Origin of the sequence: Thalassobacillus pellis, assembly GCF_016908295.1 — a bacterium.
GTDB classification, from domain to species: Bacteria; Bacillota; Bacilli; order Bacillales; family Halobacillaceae; genus Thalassobacillus; species Thalassobacillus pellis.
In genome coordinates, this window is the sequence record NZ_JAFBDO010000002.1 from 136,034 (window position 1) to 152,599 (window position 16,566).

At 41.4% G+C, this 16,566-nt stretch carries 19 protein-coding genes and 1 riboswitch; of the genes, 18 read left to right on the top strand and 1 reads right to left on the bottom strand.

What is annotated here, in order from left to right:
* Positions 1-156: 156 nt before the first annotated feature.
* Positions 157-243 carry a YjcZ family sporulation protein gene (locus tag JOC33_RS06465; protein WP_205092447.1) on the bottom strand — a complete coding sequence of 29 codons (87 nt, stop codon included), beginning with the start codon at positions 241-243 and terminating at the stop codon, positions 157-159.
* 134 nt (positions 244-377) lie between these two features.
* Here JOC33_RS06465 and JOC33_RS06470 point away from each other — a divergent pair, with 134 nt between their 5' ends.
* From JOC33_RS06470 to JOC33_RS06555, 18 genes are all read left to right on the top strand, one after another.
* A complete protein-coding gene (locus tag JOC33_RS06470) occupies positions 378-1,124 on the top strand; it encodes a segregation/condensation protein A (RefSeq protein ID WP_205091689.1) in 747 nt (248 codons plus the stop codon).
* Positions 1,121-1,720 (top strand): SMC-Scp complex subunit ScpB, encoded by a 600-nt coding sequence (gene scpB, locus JOC33_RS06475; RefSeq protein WP_205091690.1) that lies wholly within the window; start codon positions 1,121-1,123, stop codon positions 1,718-1,720. Before JOC33_RS06470 ends, scpB begins: the two co-directional genes overlap by 4 nt.
* A 70-nt stretch (positions 1,721-1,790) precedes the next feature.
* Positions 1,791-2,204 (top strand): hypothetical protein, encoded by a 414-nt coding sequence (locus JOC33_RS06480; RefSeq protein WP_205091691.1) that lies wholly within the window; start codon positions 1,791-1,793, stop codon positions 2,202-2,204.
* Between the two features lie 39 nt (positions 2,205-2,243).
* Positions 2,244-2,756, top strand: a complete 513-nt coding sequence (locus JOC33_RS06485; protein WP_205091692.1) for a DUF3907 family protein — start codon at positions 2,244-2,246, stop codon at positions 2,754-2,756.
* 403 nt (positions 2,757-3,159) lie between these two features.
* Positions 3,160-4,248, top strand: coding sequence for a D-alanyl-D-alanine carboxypeptidase family protein (locus JOC33_RS06490; RefSeq protein ID WP_239534053.1), 1,089 nt, complete (start codon positions 3,160-3,162; stop codon positions 4,246-4,248).
* The gene (locus JOC33_RS06495; RefSeq protein WP_205091693.1) at positions 4,242-4,832 is read left to right on the top strand and encodes a nucleoside recognition domain-containing protein; all 591 of its coding nucleotides are present in this window, start codon (positions 4,242-4,244) and stop codon (positions 4,830-4,832) included. Before JOC33_RS06490 ends, JOC33_RS06495 begins: the two co-directional genes overlap by 7 nt.
* Complete coding sequence (locus tag JOC33_RS06500; RefSeq protein ID WP_205091694.1) at positions 4,829-5,347, top strand: spore maturation protein; 519 nt, start codon at positions 4,829-4,831, stop codon at positions 5,345-5,347. Before JOC33_RS06495 ends, JOC33_RS06500 begins: the two co-directional genes overlap by 4 nt.
* 136 nt (positions 5,348-5,483) lie before the next feature.
* The gene (locus tag JOC33_RS06505) at positions 5,484-6,212 is read left to right on the top strand and encodes a pseudouridine synthase (protein ID WP_205091695.1); all 729 of its coding nucleotides are present in this window, start codon (positions 5,484-5,486) and stop codon (positions 6,210-6,212) included.
* A gap of 54 nt (positions 6,213-6,266) precedes the next feature.
* Complete coding sequence (gene resA, locus JOC33_RS06510; RefSeq protein WP_338054483.1) at positions 6,267-6,815, top strand: thiol-disulfide oxidoreductase ResA; 549 nt, start codon at positions 6,267-6,269, stop codon at positions 6,813-6,815.
* A 27-nt stretch (positions 6,816-6,842) separates the two neighbouring features.
* Positions 6,843-8,468, top strand: coding sequence for a cytochrome c biogenesis protein ResB (gene resB, locus JOC33_RS06515; protein WP_205091696.1), 1,626 nt, complete (start codon positions 6,843-6,845; stop codon positions 8,466-8,468).
* A gap of 29 nt (positions 8,469-8,497) precedes the next feature.
* Entirely contained in the window at positions 8,498-9,685 is a 1,188-nt protein-coding gene (gene ccsB / locus JOC33_RS06520) for a c-type cytochrome biogenesis protein CcsB (RefSeq protein WP_205091697.1), read from the top strand.
* Positions 9,686-9,825: 140 nt separating this feature from the next.
* A complete protein-coding gene (locus JOC33_RS06525) occupies positions 9,826-10,542 on the top strand; it encodes a response regulator transcription factor (protein ID WP_205091698.1) in 717 nt (238 codons plus the stop codon).
* Entirely contained in the window at positions 10,542-12,323 is a 1,782-nt protein-coding gene (locus JOC33_RS06530) for an ATP-binding protein (protein WP_205091699.1), read from the top strand. The genes JOC33_RS06525 and JOC33_RS06530 overlap by 1 nt, the downstream gene beginning before the upstream one ends.
* A gap of 69 nt (positions 12,324-12,392) precedes the next feature.
* Positions 12,393-12,570: riboswitch (cobalamin riboswitch) on the top strand.
* A 182-nt stretch (positions 12,571-12,752) separates the two neighbouring features.
* Positions 12,753-13,163, top strand: a complete 411-nt coding sequence (locus tag JOC33_RS06535; RefSeq protein ID WP_205091700.1) for a DUF4430 domain-containing protein — start codon at positions 12,753-12,755, stop codon at positions 13,161-13,163.
* Between the two features lie 5 nt (positions 13,164-13,168).
* Positions 13,169-13,672, top strand: coding sequence for an ECF transporter S component (locus JOC33_RS06540; RefSeq protein ID WP_205091701.1), 504 nt, complete (start codon positions 13,169-13,171; stop codon positions 13,670-13,672).
* Positions 13,673-14,124: 452 nt separating this feature from the next.
* Positions 14,125-14,664 carry an RNA polymerase sigma factor SigX gene (sigX, locus tag JOC33_RS06545; protein WP_205091702.1) on the top strand — a complete coding sequence of 180 codons (540 nt, stop codon included), beginning with the start codon at positions 14,125-14,127 and terminating at the stop codon, positions 14,662-14,664.
* Complete coding sequence (locus JOC33_RS06550) at positions 14,654-15,829, top strand: GerMN domain-containing protein (protein ID WP_205091703.1); 1,176 nt, start codon at positions 14,654-14,656, stop codon at positions 15,827-15,829. The genes sigX and JOC33_RS06550 overlap by 11 nt, the downstream gene beginning before the upstream one ends.
* 279 nt (positions 15,830-16,108) lie before the next feature.
* The gene (locus tag JOC33_RS06555) at positions 16,109-16,561 is read left to right on the top strand and encodes a helix-turn-helix transcriptional regulator (RefSeq protein ID WP_205091704.1); all 453 of its coding nucleotides are present in this window, start codon (positions 16,109-16,111) and stop codon (positions 16,559-16,561) included.
* The last annotated feature ends 5 nt before the right edge of the window (positions 16,562-16,566 follow it).

Below are 16,566 nucleotides of genomic sequence, written 5' to 3' on the forward strand. Positions count from 1 at the left end.
ACATATGTAGGAGTCTGGTGCCTTCAATTATACCTTCTTACCTTCCCTCTCATATAACTCGTCCATCACTGATCAGTATAAAAAAGGAACCTGGCCAGCAAGACGGGTGCTTCCTGACCTTGTGGTCCTTTTCTGATTATGTCATCATGGGGCGGCTTAATACCACCAGGCAGCCCCTACGATGATCAATAGAATGAACAATACAACGATTAACGCAAAGCCGCCGCCATAACCGTAACTCATTCTGATATTCCTCCTTTTTGCTGTTAACGGATATATATTTTTTTGGTAAGATTTATCTTACGGTATTAACATATGTAGCTATTACAAAAATGTATGGGCGGATTTGCAACTTCCGTCCGGAGGGAAGAAACTGTATGAAACAGAGTTATCAAGTGAAGGTAGATGCTTTTGAAGGACCACTGGATCTCTTATTGCATTTGATCAACCAATACGAGATTGACATATATGACATACCTGTAGCTGATATAACGGAACAGTATATGGCTTTTATTAAAACGATGCAACAACTGGAGCTGGATATTGCAAGCGAGTATTTGGTTATGGCAGCAACACTCCTTGCCATCAAAAGCCAAATGCTTCTTCCTAACCAGCCAGTTGATCTGGAAGATGAGGAAGAGATAGAGGATGATCCGAGAGATGAGTTGATGCGTCGGCTGATTGAATACAGGAGATATAAAAGTGCTGCAGGAATTTTGAAGGAAAAGGAAGAACAAGCAGATCGTATATTCACACGGCCTCCCTCCAGTATGGAAGAGTACATGGATACTAAGCCTGAGATCCGCCCTGGTGAAGCTTCAATTTTTGATATGATTGGAGCAATGGAGAAGCTGTTACAAAGAAAAACATGGGTGGAACCGAAAGAAACAACCGTTCAGCGAGATGAAATCCCAATCCAAACTAGAATGACAGAAATACTTGATCATATCAGCGAAAAAGAAGATGGAACAAAATTCAATGATTTGTTTCCACAGCGCTCCAAACCTCATGTGGTGGTGACTTTTATGGCTCTGTTGGAGCTGATGAAAGGAAATGAAATCTACTGTGTACAGGAGCATCATTTCGATGAGCTGATTGTATATAAAATGGAGGAAACACCATGAATAAAAAATATCAAGGAATTGTAGAGGGGTTATTATTTGTAGTCGGTGAAGAGGGGATCACACGGTCAAAGCTGGCAGAGCTTGCAGAGCTTGAAGCTTCGGAGCTAGAGGAAATTCTGAAGGACCTTCAAGAGGATTATAAGCATGAGGGGAGAGGAATTACTCTGATGGAGTCTGGAAAAACTCTCTACCTTTCCTCGAAACCACAACACTCTGTTTACCTTAAGAGACTGCTGGAATCTCCTCAAACACCCAAGTTATCCCAGGCTGCCCTAGAGACACTTGCCATCATCGCTTATCAGCAGCCGATTACACGTGTAGAGGTAGAAGAACTACGGGGGGTAAAAAGTGATCGTGCCATCCATACACTTGTCGTCCGTTCCATGATTGAAGAAGTCGGAAGAAGAGAAGGAATTGGACGCCCGATCCTATATGGAACCACTACTGATTTTCTTACTTATTTTGGTATAACGTCACTTGATGAGCTTCCACCTCTGCCAGAGGGTACCGAGGAAGATTTAGAACAGGAGGCGGATCTTTTCTTTGAAAACATTCATACCAAAGAAGATAACGAGAAGCACTCCCAGGAGGGTTAAGAAAGGTTCAGATTTTTAACATAGGATATGATAAGATAGGCTTATCATGCAGGAAATGGGGGGCAATTCGATGGAAATAAGAGTTTCAAAGGGAGTCGAATTGGAAAAGACACTGAAAAATTCTCCAGAAGATTTTTTCAATCGGTCTGACATCGTTTATGAAGACAAGGGTACCGAAAGAAAATTTTCTTTACTTTATTTGCGTTACTTTGATGAGAAAGTCCATGAATTCACACCGTTTGAAAGCAACCCGATCATGACTTACGGAGATGTGGATGTTGAGCTTAAAGATGTTGCTGCTTTTATTGCATTTATAAAAAATCCAGGTTATAAACATCGTAAGAAAGTATACATTAATGAATATGAGGACTATAAAAAGCTATTTTCAGATGTAAACTGGGAAGCAGTTAAGCAAGCCTATTTGAAGTTGAGTGATGGGAAAAGCTTTGAAATGGAATCAACACTTGACTTCATACGTGCATAATGACAGCAAACGGGAAGAAACAGCACAGGAGGCCAGGTTATGAGTGAGCGATTCATTCGTACGCAATTGCACGAAGTAGGTGATTTTCTGGAATTTGCAGTGACTCAGCTAAGTGATTATCTGGATTATTATCCATTGAACAGTTTGTTGGAAGAGGAAGGAAGCCGGGATAGAGAATATTATCGGGATTTACTTCATTCTCTGAGAAGACTTGAGGTATTCTGTAAGGAAGCACACGATACAATCAGCGGTCTTGCTAAATTGGAAGCTTTTCGGAAAGCATCAGTAGAAAGAACGCTTTATGGTATTTACCATCAATGCATAGCAGAGTTTTTTTCCCCGAAGAGTGACACTTGGATGGAAAATAGTCGTGCAGCCTACACTGGAGAAAGCTCCATCCAATTTCAGCAAGAACCACCCCGATCCATGAGAGTATTATTTTCGAAATTGGAAAGGCCATTTCAGGATATCCGAATGAATCTCGAATTTTATGAAAGCGATTACCTTACGCAGCAAAATATTCGCTCTGATAAAGAAGGTCCAGCCTCATAAGGTAATTGCATACTCCTGTAATGGGCTGAAAACTGAAGATATCTGGAAGATTGATATAATAAAGCGGTCTGTGAGGAAATTAAAATTCCCCACAGACCGTTTTTTCATTGTTGATTGCCAATTTGGGCAAGAAAAAACTCTTACGATAGAGGCAAGGCTGACAATGCCCCGCAGGTCAAAGCCCAAGGAGACTTGTCTTCTTTCCCTGACCCGCTTTTCCGGTATCAACAATACAGAAAATGCTGTTCCGATTAGTCTATTACAGACTTATGGGGCAGCACGTTTTATAGATTGGGCGGTATTTTTTATACAAAATACTCAGGGTGTTTGTGCTTACTCAATCATACGCTTGTCTTCACCGCATAGATTAGTATAAAGCAATTGTTTTGGAGGAGGGGCCTCATTGAAAAAATGGCTGGGCAGATCATCAATCATATGCTTTCTTTTCATTAGTTTGTTTCACCCGAATGGGGCAGAAGCATCCATTGGGGTTTCTGCAAATAATGCCGTCTTAATGGACATGCAGTCAGGACGGGTACTATTCCAGAAAAATGCACATGACCAGGAGCTGATTGCAAGCACAACAAAAATCATGACAGCGTTACTTGCTGTTGAGTCAGGACGGCTCGATGAAAAAGTAAAGGCCAGCTATAATGCCGTACATACAGAAGGTTCGTCTATTTATCTGAAGGAAGGCGAAAAAATGACCCTCAAGGATCTGGTCTACGGCCTGATGCTTCGATCGGGAAATGACGCTGCAATGGCTATTGCTGAACATTTAGGGGGGAGTAAAGAAGGGTTCGCGTTTCTGATGAATGAAAAAGCGGCGTGGCTAGGTATGAATAACTCGCATTTTGATAACCCGCATGGGCTGGATTCTGATACACACTATTCCACAGCTTATGATTTAGCGCTGTTGATGAGCTATGCCATGAGAAATGATAACTTCCGTGAAGTTACAGGTGCAGAAAGGTATTTATCCGATAACAGAGATTATTATTGGTTTAATAAGAACAAATTGCTGACTAAATACTATGAATATTGTACAGGAGGAAAAACCGGTTTTACAAAAGCAGCTGGAAGAACGTTAGTATCGACTGCAAAAAAAGGAAAAATGGAATTGGTGGCAGTCACTTTGAATGCTTCTAGTGACTGGAATGATCACCAGCGGATGTTTGAATGGGGCTTTAAAAACTATGAACAAGTATCCATACAGGAAGAAGGGAAAGTTCCTCTTGAGTTAGAGGGGACTGGAAACTTATATTTTACAAGAGATGTGATAATGCCAGTTACTGAGAAAGAAAAAGAAGCTCTGTCCTCGAAGTTAAAACTCTATCCGCCAACAGCAGACGAGCTTGCAGGGAAGCACATCGTATACTTAAACAACGAACCGATTCTTGAAACAGCTGTGCTGGATGAACCGTTCACTCCCACTCTGGTCGATCATTGGATCAGACGCATTCACCATTTTATGGGGATTTCCCTATGGTAAACATTATTTGGGCTATGCTTGCTGTGATCGGCATCATTTTTGCAGCGTTCAATGGAACGATGAAGGAAGTGAACGAAGCGATTTTTGCCACGATTGATGATGCTGTCATGATCACCCTCACCATGATGGGTGTCCTGATCTTTTGGCTGGGTCTGATGCGGATAGCGGAATCTGCAGGTCTGCTTCAGGGACTGACCAACCTTTTTCGCCCAGTCGTAAAAAAAGTATTTCCTGAAATACCGGCTGATCATCCTGCGCTTGGTTACATCCTTTCTAATATGACGGCAAATATGTTTGGGCTAGGTAATGCTGCAACTCCTATGGGGTTGAAAGCGATGAAGGAAATGAAGGAACTGGACTCTTCAGGAAAGGCGAGCCGTTCCATGATTACCTTTTTGGCAATCAATACATCGTCTATCACTCTCATACCTACAACAGTTATTGCTATCCGCATGAAATATGGCTCCGTTGATCCTACGGCTATCATTGGTACTACGATTGCTGCTACGATTTTTTCCACTGCCGCAGCACTGATCATAGACAGGTATTTTCATTGGAAGAGAACCAGGGTGAGAAGATCATGACATTAAGTATTTGGATTATACCTGGCCTCATCCTACTGATTTTATTGACTGCAACGTATAAGAGAGTTCCTACCTATGAACGATTCGTTGAAGGAGGGAAAGAGGGGATTGAACTTGCGATTTCCCTGCTGCCATTTTTAATAGGAATGATGGTTTCGATTGCTGTATTCAGGGCATCTGGGGCAATGGAAGCGATTATTACAATATTCGAACCGGTGACTGCCTTAATTGGTATGCCTAAAGAACTGCTGCCCTTGGCATTCATCAGGCCCTTGTCAGGTACAGCCGCCCTTGGGATGACAAGTGAACTGATTAAGACATATGGTCCAGATTCCTTTATCGGCAACCTTGCCTCCACTATGCAAGGCAGTACAGATACTACTTTTTACGTTATTACTGTCTATTTTGGTGCAGTAGGAATAAAAAAGATGGGCGATGCGCTAAAGGTTGGACTATTAGCAGACCTAGTTGGTATAATAGCTTCAATAATTATTGTTACCATTGTATTTGGGTGACGTATGGAAAGTATGTATGGTGAGTAGACTGGGAATACCATAAAGCCGCGCTGGAAAGGGTCAGCGTGGCTTCGTAATGTGTTTAGCGCGAGATTTGTCTAATAAAGGCTTACCATGTGAAAAGGTGGCGATGAAGTTGGAAAGATTGCAAAAAGTGATTGCTCAGAGTGGGATAACATCAAGAAGGAAAGCGGAGAAACTGATCGTAGATGGGAAAGTAGCTGTTAATGGCGAGATAATAACTGAACTTGGTACAAAGGTTTCACCGGATGACAAAGTAGAAGTAGAAGGAGTCCCTGTTACTAAAGAAGAACCTGTCTACTTTTTGTTATACAAGCCCCGTGGTGTCATTTCCAGTGTCAAGGATGACAAAAACAGAAAAATAGTTACAGATTACCTTCCGGAAGTAGAACAACGCGTATTCCCTATCGGTCGGCTCGATTATGATACTTCAGGCATTCTTCTTCTGACCAATGATGGTGATTTTGCTAACCTTCTGATGCATCCTAAGCATGAAATCGAAAAGGTGTATATCGCAAAAACAAAAGGAATACCACTTAGAGAGGATCTGTCAAGGTTTAAAAAAGGAATTAAATCTGAGGGTGAACTTTTAAAAGCTAGCCATGTTAAAACACTCTCTGTCGATAAAAAGAAACATACGGCAATTATACAAGTAACCTTGCATGAAGGTAAAAACAGGCAGGTAAGGAGAATGTTCGAAGAGATCGGCTTTCCTGTAGATAAATTGAAGCGAGAGAGATATGGATTTCTCGACCTTCATGGAATGAATGCTGGAGAAACACGAGAACTTACACCTCATGAAGTAAAACAATTGCGGCAGCTGGCTGAAAAAAATGTTAAATAATTTTCAAATTTAGCTTTGCCGATCAGTGTTATAATTGCGAAAGGAGTGATTAGAGTGGACAAAACCAAGAAAAAACGTAAGCGATTGATTTTCCGCTCAGCAGTACTAGTCTTATTGCTAGGTCTAGTCGCCTTCGCGGTTATTGGGAACCTCTCCAAAGATAATGCCGTAGTAGCTGAAGGAGAGGAAGCGCCTAATTTTCAACTTAAACAGTTTGGTACGAATGGCAAAACAATGTCCCTGGAAGATTTGGAAGGCAAAGGTGTCATGCTGAATTTCTGGGCTACATATTGTAAACCTTGTGAAGCGGAAATGCCTTATATGCAAAAGCTTTATCCAAAATATAAAGATAAAGGCGTAGAAATCGTCGGTGTTAATTTAGATGCCACGAAAATGATCGTAAACAAATTTATTGATGAATATGATCTAACCTTTCCAAACCTTCATGACGAAGGTGGACAAGTGATGGATTTATACAATGTCGGACAGATACCTTCCACCTATTTCATTAATGAGGATGGTGTTGTCGTTGAAAAGGTGGTAGGACCTTTGACATTAGAAAAACTGGATAGTTATTTGCAGCAAATACAGCCAAAAGGATAAGTCTTTTAGAAACTGAGAGGTTTTTTTATGAATAGAATTAAATGTGAGTGCGGTCACGTTAACCCGGAGGGTACAGTTTTATGTGAAGCCTGCGGAAAACCGGTGGAAGGCAATCAGCATATTGATGGAAATGAAAAAGACAAGCTGTTGAATATGCGGTATGAAGGTAGTGCGCGTCGTTCAAAGACTTACAACCGGAACCTTGTAGATAAAACCTGGAACTTTTTTTCATCAGTAAAAGTTGGCGTCTGGCTTATCGTTATAACTTTAATTGCATCCTCATTAGGTACGATTTTCCCGCAGGAAATGTATATCCCGCCAGGTGCAGATCCAGCTACCCATTATGAAGAACAATACGGACTTGCCGGGCAAATATATTATCAGTTGGGTTTTCATAATTTATACAGCTCATTATGGTATATGCTTTTAATTGCTCTTATTGGCGTTTCATTGGTCATTTGCAGTATCGACCGGGTAGTTCCTCTTCATCGGGCCTTGAAAAAACAGAAGCCGAAGAGGCATCATACTTTTTTAAAGCGTCAACGTCTGTTCAGTCAGACAGAAGGCGATGTGGATATAGAAAAATTCATCTCTCGATTAAAAAAACAGCGTTATAGAGTAACCCGTCAGGATGATAGCATTCTTGCTGAAAAGGGGCGTTTTTCCAGATGGGGTCCCTATGTCAACCATATAGGTTTGATCATCTTTTTATTGGGGGCTCTACTAAGGTTTATACCTGCAATGTATGTGGATGATTTCGTCTGGGTAAGGGAAGGCGAAACGGTTGTTATTCCTTCCACTCATGGTGAGTATTACGTAAAAAACAAAAACTTCATTCTGGAAACATATAATGAAAAAGAAAATGAACGATTCCAGGCTGCTTTACAGCAGGAGGCTGCACCCGTACCAAGCAATTACCAGACAAATGCTGTTATTTACAAACGTACTGATCCTCGAGTAGTCGGGGCAGAGCCGGAGCTCGAGCCGATTAATGAAGCTGAAATCCGGGTAAATGAACCAGCAAAATTTAATGGATTTGCCCTTTATCAATCCAGCTTCCAGCAAAACGAATTCACCAAGATGTCATTTAAGCTTCATGAAACCGGTAACGAAGAAAAGGTGTTGGGAGAATTCACGATCGACCTGACCTCCCCAAAAACAGAGTATGAATTGGACAGTGGAGCCAGAGTGGTCATCGACCAATATTATCCCGAATATTACCTTGATAACGGAGAACCTCGTTCCAAATCTAAATACCCAAAAAATCCTGCTTTTGTATTTTATGTCTATCCTCCCGGTGAAGAAAAGCCTGAAATCAGTTTTGCGGGAATCGGCATGAATATTGATGCTACAGGCGAGAATGATTATAAGTTAAATCTTGCAGGCTTTGATACTCGTGATGTGACTGGCCTTACGGTTAAGAAAGATTATACATTACCATTCCTTGGCATTGGAGGACTAATCTTTATGATTGGTGTCATCCAGGGCATGTATTGGAACCATAGACGCATTTGGCTTCAAAAAAGTAAAGACAAAGTTTGGATTGCAGGTCACACAAATAAGAATTGGTACGGCATTAAAAGGGATATTGAAAAAGTTATTGAAGGAACTGGGATAGAAATGCCTGAAGATCAACAACAGTTAAAAGGTTGAGCACCCGCTGAAGCTCAAGGAGGATGAACATGGGAGATTTAGTCACGATTAGCAGTAACTTATTATATGCGGCTTTCATCATATATCTGGTTGCCACGTTCTTTTTCGGGGCAACTGTAGGAACAAAGAAACAGGATGGAAAAAGTAAGGCCGGAACAATCGGAATCACTTTGACCATTATCGGTTTCCTGACACAGGTAGGCTATTTCATTACGAGATGGATAGCCAGCCAACATGCCCCAGTCAGTAACTTGTTTGAATTCACAACATTTTTCGGTATGATGATGGTTTTCGCATTCATCATCATTTATTTCATTTACCGTTTGAATGTAATAGGATTGTTTACCCTTCCGGTTGCTTTACTGATCATTGCCTATGCAAGTATGTTTCCCAGGGAGATATCGCCACTGGTACCATCATTGAAATCCCATTGGCTTTATATCCATGTAACGACAGCGGCAATTGGGGAAGCGATTTTAGCAGTCAGTTTTGCTGCTGGTTTGATATTTTTAATCAGACAAATCGATCAGACCAAAAAGTCCAAGCATACCTTCTGGCTGGAATTCGTGATTTATGCTATTTTCTCGACTTTGGGATTCGTCCTTATTACTACAGCATTCGGAGCGATGGATTACGAGACAAAATTTGAAGCCCCGCTTGATGGACAGGTCGTCACCATGGATTATCACCTTCCGGCAATTGCTGGTCCTCATGATGGCGAATCAGTTTCCGAAAGTACAATAGGACCTTTATTCGAAACACCTGAATGGATGAGAGGACAGGAAGCGTCAAGCAAATTCAATACGCTGTTGTGGTCCTTGCTTACAGGATTGGTTATCTATGGCATTGTTCGGTTGATTTTGCGGAAACGTGTAGCTGCAGCCATTCAGCCGAAGCTGCAAAAAGTAAGCCCAGACTTGATCGATGAAGTTTCCTACCGCGCAGTGTCGATTGGTTTCCCGGTCTTCACTCTTGGCGCACTCATTTTTGCGATGATTTGGGCCCAGGAAGCCTGGAATCGTTTCTGGGGCTGGGATCCGAAGGAAGTTTGGGCATTGATCACCTGGTTATTTTACGCTTACTTCCTCCATCTACGTCTTTCAAGAGGGTGGCATGGAACTAAGTCTGCGTGGCTTGCTGTAGGTGGTTTTGCCATCATTATGTTTAACCTCATAGCTGTCAATCTAGTTATTGCAGGCCTACATTCCTACGCTTGATTAAGAAGACCATCGGAGAATATATACTCTGATGGTCTCTCGTATATACTGTACTTTTCATAATTGGATAAACAGGGAATAATTGAGATAACAGCGAAAAAAAAGATATAAGCATATAAACTCCAAAGGGGGTAATTTAATTGGAAAATGAACCGAAAATATTAGTAGTAGATGATGAAGAACGTATCCGAAGGCTGATCAGGATGTATTTGGAACGGGAAAACTTTTCTGTGGAGGAAGCCGAAGACGGGGAAGAGGGTCTTGCGCTCGCATTGGAGCAGGATTATGATGTCATCTTGCTGGACATCATGATGCCAGGTAAAGATGGTGTAGAAGTTTGCAGGGAATTAAGGGAAAAGAAAGCGACCCCGGTGATCATGCTGACAGCTAAGGGGGAGGAAGCTAACCGTGTCCAGGGCTTCGAGGTGGGTACGGATGATTATATAGTCAAGCCATTCAGCCCGCGTGAAGTTGTTCTCCGTGTAAAAGCATTACTGCGTCGTTCTTCTTCCACAAAGTTCTTGCAGACAGAAACGACTACTAAAAATGTGCTCGTATTTCCGCACTTGACCATAGATAATGATGCCCATCGTGTAACAGCAGATGATGAGGACGTAAATTTGACCCCTAAAGAGTATGAACTGCTTCATTTTCTCGCCAAAGCCCCCGATAAGGTGTTTGAGCGGGAGCAATTGTTGAAAGAAGTCTGGCAGTATGAATTTTTTGGCGACTTGAGGACGGTCGATACCCATGTGAAAAGGCTGCGGGAAAAACTGAGCAAAGTTTCCACTGATGCCGCAAAAATGATTGTGACCGTGTGGGGTGTAGGATACAAATTCGAGGTAAGTGGTGATTAATGTTTTGGCGTAGTGTCGTAGGTAAGCTATGGTTCACTATTTTATTGCTTGTATCATTCGTCCTTTTCATCCTAACCGTTTTATTGCTAGAGTTCTTTGAAAATTATCATATTGAAGATGCAGAACGAGAGTTGCTCCAGACAGCCAGCCAGATATCAGAGATCGTTGAGGATTTTGATGAACGTTCACTTGTGCTTGATATGGCTACCAGGGTGAAAGATCCGTCCAGCCGAGTAGTCATCATGTTTGATAAGGGTGATATGTGGAGTTCCCCTTCAGAAGATTCCTTACCAGAAATTGACAAAAACTGGATTATGCAGGATAAAGAGTTATCAAACGTATTGACGAATAAAGACCAGGTAAAAAAAATTGCTGAAATTGAAACCCTTGAGCATGGTGTGATGGTTGTCGGTTCTCCGCTAGACAAAGCCTCTGGTGCTGTCTATGTCTATCAGTCACTCGAAAGAGTTGAAGAAACTACGCGGCAGACGACAAAAATCATCTTCCTGGCAGCTGGTATAGCGATCATATTAACCACCATTTTCGCCTTTTTCCTATCCACAAGGATTACAGCACCCCTTATAAAAATGAGAGAAGGTGCCCTTGAGCTTGCTAAAGGGGAGTTCAATACGAAAATCCCGATATTAACCCATGATGAAATTGGGGAACTTGCAATGGCATTTAACCGGATGGGCAGGCAACTGAAATTCCATATTAATGCTTTGAACCAGGAAAAAGAGCAACTGTCCGGAATTCTCAGCTCCATGGCAGACGGTGTTATTACCATAAATCGGCAAGGGGAAGTACTGATCACCAATCCACCTTCAGAACAATACCTGGATGCACTTGAATTTGAACAGAAGGAAGCAGGAGACTATCAAACCCATCCTGTTCTCCCTGATAAACTTCGAGAAATTTTTAATGAAGTCATCCAGAGCGAAACAGAAGTAATGACGGAAGCTGACGTCCAAGGGCGGAACTGGGTGATTATCATGACTCCATTATATGACAGGACGTATGTCAGGGGTGCAGTTGCAGTGCTGCGTGACATGACAGAAGAAAGAAGACTGGATAAACTACGAAAAGATTTTATTGCAAATGTGTCACATGAATTGAGGACACCTATTTCAATGATGCAAGGGTATAGTGAAGCAATCGTTGATGATATTGCAGAGAGTAAGGAAGAAAAGAATGAATTGGCCCAAATCATTTATGAGGAATCATTAAGGATGGGGAGGCTGGTAAATGAACTGCTGGACCTTGCCCGAATGGAGGCTGGACACATCTCCTTAAATAAGGAAGAAGTTGATGTCGTACCATTCACCGAAAAAGTGGTCCGAAAATTTCAGGGGCTTGCTCAAGAAAAAGAAATACTGCTTACTCATCATGCGATTAACCAAATCGGTCAAGCTGAATTTGATCCTGATAGAGTAGAACAGGTACTTACTAATCTTGTGGATAATGCGATCAGGCATACTAACCGGGGCGGTGAAGTATCGGTAAATCTTGAACTTGATAACAATAATCTATTAGTATCTGTCAAGGATTCGGGATCCGGGATTCCGGAAGAAGATCTTCCCTTTGTGTTTGAACGATTTTATAAAGCCGACAAATCGCGAAAAAGAGATAAAAGTAAAAAAGGGACAGGTCTTGGACTTGCGATTGCTAAAAATATAGTGGAAGCACATCATGGCATTATTGAAGTTCACAGTAAGGCAGGTATTGGGACAACATTCTCCTTTAAACTGCCATTAAATTGCGAAACCTCACAGGATTTGTAATATATTCTTGTTCCTTGTGAAACACACTCTTTACATTCGATAGGCTTATGATAATATAAGAATAGTATAATCGAATATTCGCATGAAGGTACTCTTTATGAGTTAAAGGGAATTTGGTGGAATGCCAAAGCTGTCCTCGCAACTGTAAGTGTGACGAACCGGATTTACCACTGTATCTGATGATATGGGAAGGGTCCGCAGTAGAATGAACACGAGCCAGTAGACCTGCCTTTTTGCATCGTTTCAAAGCTTCGGGGATTGAGCGTTTGAGACAACCGGGCATGTATAATCTATCAGGTATAATGCTGGTTTGTCTTCAAACCCATCCGTCCAGGGATGGGTTTTTTACATGGACCAACAGTACGGTTGTCGATAATGAATCCCTTCTAAGCTTAGCCAATACTATGTGGAAAGAAGGGAAGGAAAGAAATGGGCAAATGGTATCGTATAGTATCAGCTATCTTTCTCAGCTTGGGTATCCTGGCAGGCTGTCAGGCAGAAAGCCCGGGTAATGATGGTCAGCAGCAGACAGAACAACAGGCAAAAGAGGAATTTTCAGTACAGATAACTATATCTCAGAACAATGGGGAAAAAAGCGTTGCAGAAAAAGAACTTGAAGTTAAAGAAGGAACATCTTTGATGAAAGTTCTGAAAGAAAACTTCGAGGGCGTAAAAGAAAAAGACGGTTTTATCACCCAAATTGAAGGTATCAAAGCAAAAGATGGAGAGCAAAAAGCCTGGTTTTTTACTATTAATGGGGAAACAGCAAAAGTAGGTGCTAAGGAGTATGAACTTAAAGAAGGCGATGAAGTGGTTTTTGATTTCCATAAGTGGGAATGATACCGATGAATACTTATAAGATCACTCTGATTGCTTTATTGGCATCATTAGCTGTTGTTGGAAGGTATGCCCTTGCATTTATTCCGAATGTCCAGCCGGTGACCGCGATTATCATACTTGGAGGTATTTGGCTTGGTCCGCTTTCTGCGGTAATCCTGGCTTTGTTGATCACCTTTTTATCCAATGTCTTACTAGGGATGGGAATTTGGACAATATGGCAAATTGTAGCGTGGGGATTAATCGGGTTTATGAGTGGTATTCTCGGTAAATGCTGGAGGGAGATTCCACTGCCCTTACTATCGATATTTGGTGCTTTCAGCGGTTTGTTATATGGATTTATAATCTCTCTCACTATGTATTCTTACGCAGGATCTTTTTGGGGATATTACCTTGCAGGTCTGCCGTTCGACTTGTATCATGCGATAGGAAATGCGGTATTTATTTTTGTCTTATCCCCTGTCCTCAGTAAATTGTTCCAGCGTTATAATAAGCAATGGATTCTGACTTAAATACCAGCCAATTGCTGTGAGACTACTGAAAAACGGAAGCCCTTAGAAAAAGCAGAATTTTAAAAAAGCGGTCTGTGGGAAATTTAATTTCCATTCAGACCGCTTTTTATTTAATTTCAAGTGGTTTGTGTCATCTATTCCTTACACTCTTTTTCGTTTAACTTCTGCTCCACGATGAGCGTTCGGTGGGGGCGCCTGTGTGAACAGCGCAAGCCGAAGATATACCTGGTCAAGTGATCCTTTTGACCAAGAAAGGCTTAAGTCCGTGCCCACGGCAAGCAGCCACCGCTTTACGATTCGCTGGAATCAACTTTAAAAAGCTCTACTAGATACGAAAGGACTTTTAAGTGGCCTCATTGCCGGTTGGTATTTTTTAATGGGAAGTATTATTATGGTTAGTGTAACTTTTTAAATGGAAAAGCGACTATTCAAGTGAACGGGAGGCAGAAAAAGTGCGATCGGTATACGAAAGGTTTTATGATCAATACCACACCGATCTTTACCGGTTTGTTTTTTATATGGTCAAGGATCGGGAACAAGCAGAAGATCTCGTTCAGGATGTTTATATCCGGGTTATTAATTCTTACTCCCGTTTTAATGGGGAGAGCAGTGAAAAAACATGGCTTTTTTCTATCGCACGTCATGTGACAATAGACTATTTCAGAAAACAAAAGCGGAAAAAGAAACGGCTGATGGACTTCTTTGATTGGAGTAATCATGGGGAACAGTTACAGGATGAACGTCCCCTTCCTGATGAAATCATAGAGCAAGGTGAAACCATTCGGGAAGTATACCGATGTATGGAGCAATTGACAGTCGACCAAAAAAGCGTCATCGTCCTCCGTTACATACAATCCATGTCCATCCAGGAAACTGCTGATATACTCGGGTGGAGTGCCAGTAAAGTAAAAACAACTCAGCACAGGGGAATGAAAGCATTACAGCGTCAGATGGAAAAGCAGCGAGAGGAGGAGAAGCACCATGAGCAATAAAAAAAATGCAGACAAAAAACTCGAACATGCATTAAAGAATATGCCGGAAATAAAAGACAGACAAACAAAAGATGACTTATACAGAAAAGTTTCCTCCCGTTCAGAGGATGATAAAACACGGAAAAACAAGCCATGGGCAATACCTGTCGTTGCTTCTGCTACTGTCATACTGCTGCTAGCACTTATCATTCCTATGTTGTTTATGAACCAGCAAGAACTAAAAAACAGAGAATATAGTACAGATCAGGCTGCTCAGGAAAATTCTAATAAAGACTCCGGAGATGCCGCCAGAATATTGGAGGATGCCGGAGAGGAGGCACAATTATACGAACAAAAGATTGCCTCGGAAAGCCACCTGGTTCTCTATGACGATCCGGATACACAACTTGTTCATATCGGTGTACCTGGGAAAAATGCGGAACATATCGTACCATTATCTATCATAATTCCTAATCATGGAAGTATTACGGACACCTGGAGTTCATTGCGTAACCTCTCCTCACAGCTGGAATCCTTGGGGTTAGGTAATTACCCTTTAAGTAATATTGCTTTATCTATCAACAAAGAAGAAGGTAAAGGAACTGCGTTATTTATGAGTGGATACCGCAATAATGGAGGTTCAAGCGCAGATCAGGTGCTCGTTAAGAGCATCCAGTCAGCTTTTCGTCCATATGGTATCAAGCAAGTGAAATTAAAAAAAGAAGGAGGGGGACCTGTTGAGGTAGGGCACTACGGTGAACTGGATCAACTCCAAGTGGAACCGGAACCGGCAGTATATAAATTATATCAATATAGTCCAAATCATCCGACATTCCTGATAAGCACAGAAACCAGACCAGATTTAAAAATTGACGAGGCTATCCAGGCTATGCACAAAAGTGAGGGCAAGTTGATTTCATCTCCAATACCGGAGAATGTCAGAATTCAAGCAAAGAAAATTGATGAAAGAACATTAGAAGTCAATATTAATGAAGGTTCCCTTCAACAAGACCAACAAACCTTGAACATGGTAGAGGCCGTTCTTGCCACTGCTGGTACTTACCATATGGAAAAAGTCCAGTTTACAGGTAATGATATAAAAAGGATAGGTCCATATAATCTAACCAGACCACTTGATGTGCCAATAGCCGTTAACCCCTTAGATTATATAGAGTTAAAAAAGTAAAAGAATACGAATTTCGTTTTTAGGTAAATGACACGACGATGTCAGTAAAGAAAAATCTCCTCCCTTGCGCTGATGCGATGGGAGGAGATTTTTTAGTAATAAAAGTATAATAAAGAAGCTTCCCGACGTAGTGAAAATTTTAAAATTCCCATATTCACGGGAAAACATTGCTGAAAAAACTATTTTTACTGACTGTTAAACGCTAACAATGTATTATAGGAGAAAAACGATGGTCATGTTAAAATAGAAAGGGGATGAAACCGAAAGGATAGATCAGTGATGGACAAAGAGCAATTAATCAGGCAAATTTCAAAAAAGATAAAATTGATCCGTGTAGAAAAAAGTTATACCCAGAATAAAATGGCTGATATATTAGGTATTTCTAAAAAGACATTAGTCCAGATTGAGAAGGAAAGAACAGAAGCAAGCTGGACAACGATAGTGGCTGTCTGTGCTTTGTTTCAGGATAGCGAAACCCTGAGGAACATGCTTGGTGAAGATCCGATGGAAGTGATTGAAACCGTGGCCCACGAATATATTGAACGGCCAAGGGATAAGACTTTAGGAGGGAAAATATGGTGGAACAACATCGAAGAAAGACAGTTCTTTACACTTCAGCAAAATCTGATAAGCAAGCATTACAGAATCATAGACAACCAACATTACAGGTGGTACAGCAGCTTTGATGAGCAGGATGCAATGGAAAAACTGATGGAGCTGGAGCATAAGTAAAAGCC